The organism is Nonomuraea sp. NPDC001684 (genome assembly GCF_053596515.1).
Genome location: NZ_JBSFGJ010000433.1, coordinates 1 through 7,921, shown reverse-complemented (window position 1 = coordinate 7,921; position 7,921 = coordinate 1). Strand labels below are relative to the sequence as shown.

The 7,921-nt window shown below is 73.6% G+C and carries 9 protein-coding genes and 1 pseudogene; 9 read left to right on the top strand and 1 reads right to left on the bottom strand.

From position 1 onward, the window contains the following. The first annotated feature begins 103 nt into the window (after positions 1-103). From ACWCSD_RS42735 to ACWCSD_RS42725, 3 genes are read left to right on the top strand one after another with little or no spacing between them, the layout of a single operon-like run. The gene (locus ACWCSD_RS42735) at positions 104-1,000 is read left to right on the top strand and encodes a hypothetical protein (RefSeq protein WP_352363890.1); all 897 of its coding nucleotides are present in this window, start codon (positions 104-106) and stop codon (positions 998-1,000) included. Positions 1,001-1,047: 47 nt separating this feature from the next. After that, positions 1,048-1,719: a DsbA family oxidoreductase gene (locus ACWCSD_RS42730; RefSeq protein ID WP_358284902.1), complete on the top strand. Its 672-nt coding sequence runs from the start codon at positions 1,048-1,050 to the stop codon at positions 1,717-1,719. Positions 1,720-1,753: 34 nt separating this feature from the next. Further along, a complete protein-coding gene (locus tag ACWCSD_RS42725; RefSeq protein WP_358284905.1) occupies positions 1,754-2,158 on the top strand; it encodes a MarR family winged helix-turn-helix transcriptional regulator in 405 nt (134 codons plus the stop codon). Between the two features lie 34 nt (positions 2,159-2,192). Here the strand turns inward: ACWCSD_RS42725 and ACWCSD_RS42720 are convergent, their stop codons facing one another. Continuing rightward, on the bottom strand, positions 2,193-2,807 hold the full coding sequence (locus ACWCSD_RS42720; protein ID WP_352363896.1) for a thymidine kinase: 615 nt from the start codon (positions 2,805-2,807) through the stop codon (positions 2,193-2,195). Between the two features lie 102 nt (positions 2,808-2,909). Here ACWCSD_RS42720 and ACWCSD_RS42715 point away from each other — a divergent pair, with 102 nt between their 5' ends. The 6 genes and pseudogenes from ACWCSD_RS42715 to ACWCSD_RS42690 form a co-directional block, all read left to right on the top strand. Then, positions 2,910-3,281 (top strand): hypothetical protein, encoded by a 372-nt coding sequence (locus ACWCSD_RS42715; RefSeq protein WP_357992394.1) that lies wholly within the window; start codon positions 2,910-2,912, stop codon positions 3,279-3,281. A gap of 6 nt (positions 3,282-3,287) precedes the next feature. Further along, on the top strand, positions 3,288-5,189 hold the full coding sequence (locus ACWCSD_RS42710) for a hydantoinase/oxoprolinase N-terminal domain-containing protein (RefSeq protein ID WP_449923688.1): 1,902 nt from the start codon (positions 3,288-3,290) through the stop codon (positions 5,187-5,189). Beyond that, positions 5,186-5,815: a response regulator gene (locus ACWCSD_RS42705; protein WP_397160132.1), complete on the top strand. Its 630-nt coding sequence runs from the start codon at positions 5,186-5,188 to the stop codon at positions 5,813-5,815. The genes ACWCSD_RS42710 and ACWCSD_RS42705 overlap by 4 nt, the downstream gene beginning before the upstream one ends. Positions 5,816-5,866: 51 nt before the next feature. After that, on the top strand, positions 5,867-6,373 hold the full coding sequence (locus ACWCSD_RS42700; RefSeq protein ID WP_358293584.1) for a PadR family transcriptional regulator: 507 nt from the start codon (positions 5,867-5,869) through the stop codon (positions 6,371-6,373). Then, complete coding sequence (locus ACWCSD_RS42695) at positions 6,366-7,031, top strand: ABC transporter ATP-binding protein (RefSeq protein WP_449923684.1); 666 nt, start codon at positions 6,366-6,368, stop codon at positions 7,029-7,031. Before ACWCSD_RS42700 ends, ACWCSD_RS42695 begins: the two co-directional genes overlap by 8 nt. Next, positions 7,028-7,921 (top strand): annotated as a pseudogene (locus tag ACWCSD_RS42690) (hypothetical protein); the annotation flags it as partial. The gene ACWCSD_RS42695 and the pseudogene ACWCSD_RS42690, both read left to right, overlap by 4 nt.

Here is a 7,921-nt window from a genome sequence, read left to right as displayed (position 1 = left end):
GCGGTGGGCCGGCTGCTCGGCCGCGACACAAGTGGCCGGCGCGGCTGAGGGACGCGCCACGACGACCCTCGCGGAAAAGGATCTCCCGGCGTAGCGTGGCGGTATGCGGCAGGCACACGCTGAAGACGCACGGAACGAAGCCAGGCGCATCGTACGCAACCTGCTGGGGGAGGAGCGCCCCACCGCCGAGTCCCTGGTCGCCGAGGTGCGGCCGGTGTTCGGCGACCAGCGGACCGACCGCGCGCTCGGGCTCGCGCTCGGCGCGTCGCTCACCCGCCGATCGGCCGAACTGGCCGCCATCGCCGCGCTCCTCGTCGGCACCCGCGAACTGGGCGCCGGCTGGTGGACGCGGCCCAGGGGCGGCAAGCTGCCGCCGCCCGACGAGGTGCTGCGCACGGCCGTCGCGATCGAGCCGTGGACCGACCTGACCGCGCTGGAGATGCTGGCCGCCTGGATCGCCGACGACGCCGCCGACCAGCTCTGGGGCCGGCCCGTCGCCGAGGTCGACCTCAACTCCTGGCAGGCCGAGGACCGCTTCGAGCTGCCGCCGGGGGTCCGGCCGGGTCAGCGGCTCGTGGTGCACTTCGACGCGGGCGGCCGGCTCGACGCGGTCGTCGCCCGCCGTCCCGACGACGCGCTGGGGTCCAACCTCGACTTCCAGTCGCTGCGCTACTCCAGGCCCGCCGAGGCCCAGTGGAGCTGGGGGGTGGCCGCCGGGCTCGGGCCCCACCGGCTGCCCGGCGAGAAGCCCGACCCGTACGCCCGCGAGATCCCGGCCGCCGCCGCGGGCGTGCTGCGGGCCTGGGCCGTCCGCCACGGCGTCACCCGCGAGGAGCTGGGCGAGCGGTGGGGGACCGTCGGCGACGTGGTGGCCGCCATCGAGCGGGTCGACTGGATGTGGCGCAGCGGCGAGTGGTTCGGCTGGTGGCGCGGCGCGTCCGCGCTGGTGGACGACTCGGCCTACCTGCCGTACCGGCTGGAGGAGCTGGCCGCCGGGTGACCCGCGGCCGGCGGAATCGTCGTGCGGGCGGCGTGGTTGTCGATGGGGTGAAAGTCGAGATTTTCTCCGATGTCGTGTGCCCCTGGTGTTACATCGGGCACGTCAGGTTCGCCCGCGCCGCCGAGCGTTTCCGTGCCAAGGGCGGCACGATCGAGGTGACCATGCGCCCGTTCCAGCTCAACCCCGACGCCCCCGTCGAGGGCGAGCCGCTGATCCCGGCCCTTGAGCGCAAGTTCGGCCCGGGCGCGCGGCAGATGACCGAGCGGGTCAAGGCCGTCGCCGTCGAAGAGGGCCTGGAGATGGACTACGAGCGGGCCGTCAACGCCAACACCTTCGAGGCCCACCGGCTCATCGAGGCCGCCACCGCCCAGGGGCTCGGCAAGGAGATGGCCGACCGGCTGTTCCGCGCGTACTTCGGCGAGGGCGCGAACGTCGGCGACCCCGGCGTGCTCAGCCGCCTGGCCGGCGAGGTCGGCGTCCAGGACACCGGCGAGGGCGCCGAGCAGGTGCGCGAGCATCTCGCCAGGGCCGGCGCGCTGGGTGTCAGCGGGGTGCCGCTGTTCCTGTTCGAGGGCAAGTTCGCGGTGTCGGGCGCGCAGCCCGAGGACGCCTTCGCGGCGGCGATCGACGAGGTCGCCGAGCGTACCGGTCAAACGCCGATCACCCAGCTCGCCCCGCCGGCCGACGGATGCGACGACGACGGCTACTGCGCGGTCTGAACGGCCCCGCCCGCGGCGGTGCGACAATCTGAAGGTGTCGAGCCGCCGCCTTGGTTACCTGCTCAAGCATGCCGCGCTGCGCCTGGCCGAGTTCACCGGCCCGGCGCTCGCGCCCTACGGGATCGACGGGCGGGAACTCGGGGTGCTGTCGGTGATCGACGCCCCCGAGCCGCTGTCGCAGCAGGAGGCGGCCCAGCGGCTCGGCATCGACCGCACGACGATGGTCGCCATGGTCGACGCGCTGGAGGGCAAGCGGCTGGTGGCGCGGCGGCCGCATCCGGGCGACCGCCGCAAGAACGCGGTCGAGCTGACCGAGCACGGCCGCGAGACCATGCGCCTCGCGGTGCCGGCCGTGGAGGAGGCCGAGCGCGCCTTCCTGTCCACCCTGCCGGAGGACGAGCGCCGCCTGTTCCGCGCAGCCCTCGACCGGCTGGTGTGAGCCACGCGGCTCACGCCGGGGCCAGGCACGCGGGTCAGGCCGGGGCGCCGCCCTCGCCGAGCTGGCCGGAGCGGTGGTGGCGGCGGCAGAGCACCTGGTAGCGCACCGGCGAGGCGTCGGTGTCGCCGATCACGACCTGCTCGCCCGTCCGCGCCAGCACCCCGCCCACCACGCGCGCGTTGAGCTGCCCGGGGCGTCCGCACCAGCACAACACCTCGACCTGCAGCCGGCACACCTCGTCGGCCAGCTCGAACAGCCGCTGCGCGCCGGGGAACATGACCGATCTGAAGTCGGAGGCCAGCCCGAAGGCGTAGACGTCGATGCCGTGCTCGTCCACCAGGTCGGCGAGCTGCTCGATCTGCTCGACCGTGTAGAAGCAGGCCTCGTCGCAGATCAGGTAGTCGATGCGCTCGTGCGCGGTGACCAGGCCGACGAGGTCGAGGGAGTCCTCCACCTCGATCGCCTCAAGGCCCAGCCCGATCCGGCTGGTGACCTTCGGGCCGCCGGAGCGGTCGTGCTTGGTCAGGACCAGTCCGCGCCGCCCCTGGCGGCCGTGGTTGTAGTTCATCTGGAGCGCCAGAGTGGACTTCCCGCAGTCCATGGGGCCGAAGTAGAACTTCAGCACGGCGTCCCGGGCTCCGGATGGCACGGCTGACAAGGCAGACAGTTCGGTCACAGGAGGCCAGCTTAGCGGCTTGGCTTGTTCCATGACCTCGTGGGACATTTCTCCCCTGGACTATCAGGAGGAACTGTGGTCACCGACAATCCACCGACGCTCGACGCGATGCTGACACAGGACGACGTGACGGCCGCCCAGGCCGACGCCACCCGATGGCGGTACGGTTTCCTGGTCGTCGTGGCGGGCATCGTCGCGATCCTGATCGCCTTCGGCGCCGCGGTGTTCGCCACCAAGGAGTTCGCCGCGTTGTTCGCGGGCGTGGCCGGGGTGGTGGGCACGATCATGGGCGCATATTTCGGCGTGCAGGCCGGCCAGTCGGGGAAGGCCAGAGTCGAGGCCGAACTGGCAAAATCCCAAGAGCTGGTGGTGCGCCTGGCGGCCTACGTCGGCACCCAGAACGCGCCCCGGGTCATCGACGAAGTTCTCGGCCGTCGCCGAAGCTGAGGAGCCATGCGTAGCGTCCGAATCGGAGTGGACACCGGGGGCACGTTCACCGACGTCGTGGCGGTGGACGAGCAGACCGGTGAGATCGTCACCACCAAGACCCCCTCGACGCCCGCGAACCCGGCCGACGGGTTCGTCGCGGGCATCGGGAAGCTGGGCGAGCTCGACGTCGCCTCCATCGTCCACGGCACCACCGTCGCGACGAACCAGCTGCTCGAAGACCGCATCGGCAACCTCGGGTTCATCACCACCGAGGGCTTCGAGTTCATCCTGGAGATCGCCAGGCAGAGTGTGCCGGACGGCTACGGCAACTCCTACTTCTGGGTCAAACCGCCGCGGATCGTCCCCGTGCACCTCGTCAGGACGGTCGGCGGCCGGCTCGACCACCTCGGCAACGAGGTGCGGCCGTTCTCCGAGGAGCAGGCCGTCGAGGCCGCGCGCTGGCTCAGGTCGAAGGGGATCACCGCGGTCGGCGTGTGCTTCCTGCACTCCTACGCCAACCCCGAGCACGAGCGCCGCATGCGCGAGATCCTCTGGCGCGAGCACCCGGAGGCGGTGATCTCGCTCTCCAGCGACGTGCTGCGCGAGTACCGCGAGTACGAGCGCTCGATCACCACCCTGGTGGACGCCGCGGTCAAGCCCGCCGTGCGCGGCTACATCGCCGGACTGTCCAACCGGCTCGGCATGCCGTTCTCGGTGATGAAGTCCAACGGCGGCGTGCTGTCGGCGCGCGAGGTCGTCAACCAGCCGATCACCACCGTGCTGTCGGGCCCGGCGGCGGGCGCGCTCGGCGCGGCGCTGATCGCCTCCACGGCCGGGCACCCGTCGGTGATCACCCTCGACGGCGGCGGCACCTCGACCGACGTGGCCGTGGTGATCGACGGCGAGCCGTCCCTGACCACCGAGGGCACGGTCGGCCGGTACCCGTGCAAGATCCCGATGATCGACATCGTCACGGCGGCGCGGGCGGCCGGGCTGCCCGTGGCGGTCAGGCGGTTGTGGCCGGGGCCGGTGTTCGTGGTCGTCCTGCTCGGCGGGCTGGGCATGCGGGAGTTCCTGCTTCCCCACGCCGAGCTGCTCTGCCTGCCGCTCGTGCTGTACACGCTGGCCACGCGGAGCAGGGCCGTGCTGCCGCTGCTGGTGGCGGGCGCGGTCGCCGCGCAGGGCGTGGCGGAGGTCCCCCTGACGGCCGCGGTCCGCGACCGGCTCGGGCTGGCGCTGGCGATCCTGCTCGCCGCGTGGGCCGCCGGCACGGCCGTACGCCTGCGCGGGCTCTACACCGGGCAGCTGGCCGCGCAGGCGGAGGAGCGGGCCCGTGCGGAGGCCGTCGCCGAGCGGCTGCGGATCGCCCGGGAGCTGCACGACGTCATCGGCCACAGCCTCAGCACGATCGCGGTGCAGGCGGGCGTGGCGGGCCACGTGGGCGGGACGGAGGAGATGAGCCGCACGCTCGCCTCGATCGAGGAGACCAGCAGGTCGGCCCTGCGGGAGACCAGGCAGCTGCTCGGCGTGCTGCGCGAGGACGACGCGGCCGACCTCGCCCCGGCCCCCGGCCTGGCCGATCTCGACGCGCTCGTCGCCCGCACCAGGGCGGCGGGCCTGGAGGTGGAGCTGTCGATCGACGGCGCCGCGGACGGCGAGCTGGGGCCGACGGTCTACCGGATCGTCCAGGAGGCGCTGACCAACGTGCTCAAGCACGCCGGCGCCCGGCACGCCCTCGTCCGCATCGAACGCCTCCCGGACGCGCTGACCGTGGAGGTCACCGACGACGGCACGCGCGGCCGGGCGCGGCCGTACGGGCACGGCCTGACCGGGTTGCGCGAGCGCGTGCGCGTCTTCGGGGGCGAGTTCGAGGCGGGCGTCCGACCCGTGCGCGGTTTCCGGGTGAGGGCGAGGCTGCCGCTGTGATCAGGGTGCTGGTGGCCGACGACCAGGCGCTCATCAGGGCGAGCTTCCGGCGGCTGATCGACTCCACGCCGGGGTTCCAGGCGGTCGGCGAGGCCGCCACGGGCGCGCAGGCGGTGACGGCGGCCGGACGCGACCGTCCCGACCTGGTGCTGATGGACGTGCGCATGCCGGAGATGGACGGCATCGAGGCCACCCGCCGCATCTGCGCGGATCGGCCGGAGACGCGCGTGCTCATCGTGACCACCTTCGACCTCGACGACTACGTCTACGGGGCGCTCCGGGCGGGCGCGGCGGGCTTCCTGCTCAAGGACACGCCGCCGGCCGAGCTGATCAGGAGCATGGCCGTGGTCGCGTCCGGCGAATCGCTGCTGGCGCCGACCGCGACGCGGCGGCTGGTCGAGCGCCACGTGCGTCCCCCGTCCGGGGACGGCGGCCTGGACATCACCGAACGCGAGCGCGAAGTGCTCGTCCTGGTCGCCAGGGGCCTGTCGAACGCGGAGATCGCCGGCACCCTGTTCGTCAGCATGAGCACGGTCAAGACGCACGTCAGCAGCCTGCTGACCAAACTCGGCGCCCGCACCCGCGTGCACCTGGTCATCGCCGCGTACGAGGCCCGCCTCGTGTGAGGCCCGCCGGTCCCGCTTGCGCGACTATTCATTGAATGTATAGTCGTGATCATGTCAACCGGTCACGTGCTGCTCGGCTTCCTCGCCGAGCGGCCGAAGCACGGGTACGAGCTCAAGAAAGAGCATGATCACCGTCTCGCCGGCGCCAAGCCCCTGGCGTACGGGCAGGTCTACGCCACGCTGCAACGCCTGGAACGCGACGGACTGGCGGAGGTGGCCGAGACGCGGCAGGAGGGCGGCCCCGAGCGCACCCTGTTCGCGATCACCGAGGCCGGCCGGGCGGAGCTGGAGCGGTGGCTGAACGCCGTCGAGCCGTCGGCGCCGTACGTCGCCAGCCCCCTGTTCGCCCGGGTCGCCGTCGCGGGGAAGGCCGCCGACGGCCACCTCCTGCGGCAACGCGAGGCCCACCTGGCCCGCATGCGGGAGCTGACCGCCGAGAAGGCGACCGGCTCGCCCGCCCAGGTGCTGGCGGCCGACTACGCGCTCCAGCACCTCGACGCCGACCTGCGCTGGATCGAGACCGCGCTCGCGCGGATGAAGGAGGACACCGATGCTTGAGGCCAGGGGCCTGGGCAAGTCGTTCGGCGGCACCAGGGCGCTGAACGGCGTCTCGCTCGCGATCGCGGAGGGCGAGATCGTGGCGATCACCGGCCCGAGCGGCGCGGGCAAGTCGACGTTGCTGCACTGCCTGGCCGGGGTCGTCCGGCCGGAGTCCGGCGAGGTCGTCCTCGACGGCACGCGCATCGACACGCTGCCCGAGGACGACCTGACCCGGCTGCGACGCCGGAGCTTCGGGGTCGTCTTCCAGTTCGGCGAGCTGGTGCCCGAGCTGACCGCCGCGGAGAACGTCGCGCTGCCGCTGCTGTTCGACCGGCACGGCAGGCAGGAGGCGATGACCGCCGCGGCCGAGTGGCTGGCCCGGCTGGAGGTGTCCGGCTGCGCCGGGCGGCGCACCGGCGAGCTGTCCGGTGGGCAGCGGCAGCGGGTCGCCATCGCGCGGGCGCTGGTGACCGGCCCGCGCGTGGTGTTCGCCGACGAGCCCACCGGGGCCCTGGACACGCTCGGCGGCGAGCAGGTGATGGGCGCGCTGCTCGGCGCGGCCCGCGCCGGCCGGGCGGCCGTCGTCCTGGTCACCCACGACAACCGGGTGGCCGCCTACGCCGACCGTGAGATCCCGCTGCGCGACGGCGCCGTCCTGGTGGGGGCGGAACGATGATCACCGTGCTGGGCATGCTGCACAGGGGACGCTCGCGGGCCGAACGCGTGCGCGCCCGGCTCGTCGCCGCCGGGGCGGCGGTGGCCACGTTCCTGGTCTGCACGGCCGTCGGCATGGCCGACTTCCAGGACGAGGACGGCTCCCTGACCGGGCTCGGCCTGGCGCTGCTGGCCGTGCCGGTCGCCGGCCTGGTCCACCAGGCCAACCGGCTGGCCTCGGCCACCAGGGAACGGCGGCTGGCCGCCCTGCGGCTGGCGGGCGCGACGCCGGGCGACGTACGGCGGCTGGGCGCGCTGGAGGGCGGCCTGCTGGCGCTGGCCGGTTCGCTGACCGGCGGCGCGCTCTACGTCGTCACCCACCTCGGCGGGCCGCTGCCGCAGATCCCCGTGGTCGTCGCGCTGGTGACGCTCGGCGGGGTCCTGTCGGGGGCCCGCGCCGGCCGGCACGTCGTCACCTCGCCGCTGGGCGTGACCCGCCGCGCCCGCGTGCAGGGGCCGCGGGTGCTGGACCTGGCCCTGTTCGCGGCGGGCGTGGGCCTGCTCGTCCTCGGGCTGTCGGTCAAGGGCCGCTTCCCCGTGGTCGGCAAGTACGGGGCGGCGACCGCCATGGCGGCCGGGCTGGTCCTGCTGCTGATCGGCGCGACCCTGGCCACGACCTGGCTGATCAGGGCCTACGCCCGCAGGGCCGGCCGGCGGGCCCGGTCGCCGGAGACGCTGCTGGCCGCGCGGCTGGTCGAGGCCGACCCCCGGGCGTGGGCCAGGGCCCTGTCGGTGGTGAGCCTGACCGTCTTCTTCGGCGCGGGGGCCGGGGCCCAGCAGGCCTCCGTGGGCTACTCCCAGGGCCACGCGCTGGTGGACGTCGCGCTCCTGCTGGCCCTGGCGACCTCGTCG

Excerpts from the sequence above, each read along its gene's own strand:
- ACWCSD_RS42735 (WP_352363890.1), top strand. The coding sequence starts at position 104 with ATGCGGCAGGCACACGCTGAAGACGCACGGAACGAAGCCAGGCGCATC.
- ACWCSD_RS42710 (WP_449923688.1), top strand. The coding sequence starts at position 3,288 with ATGCGTAGCGTCCGAATCGGAGTGGACACCGGGGGCACGTTCACCGAC.
- ACWCSD_RS42700 (WP_358293584.1), top strand. The coding sequence starts at position 5,867 with ATGTCAACCGGTCACGTGCTGCTCGGCTTCCTCGCCGAGCGGCCGAAG.
- ACWCSD_RS42695 (WP_449923684.1), top strand. The coding sequence starts at position 6,366 with ATGCTTGAGGCCAGGGGCCTGGGCAAGTCGTTCGGCGGCACCAGGGCG.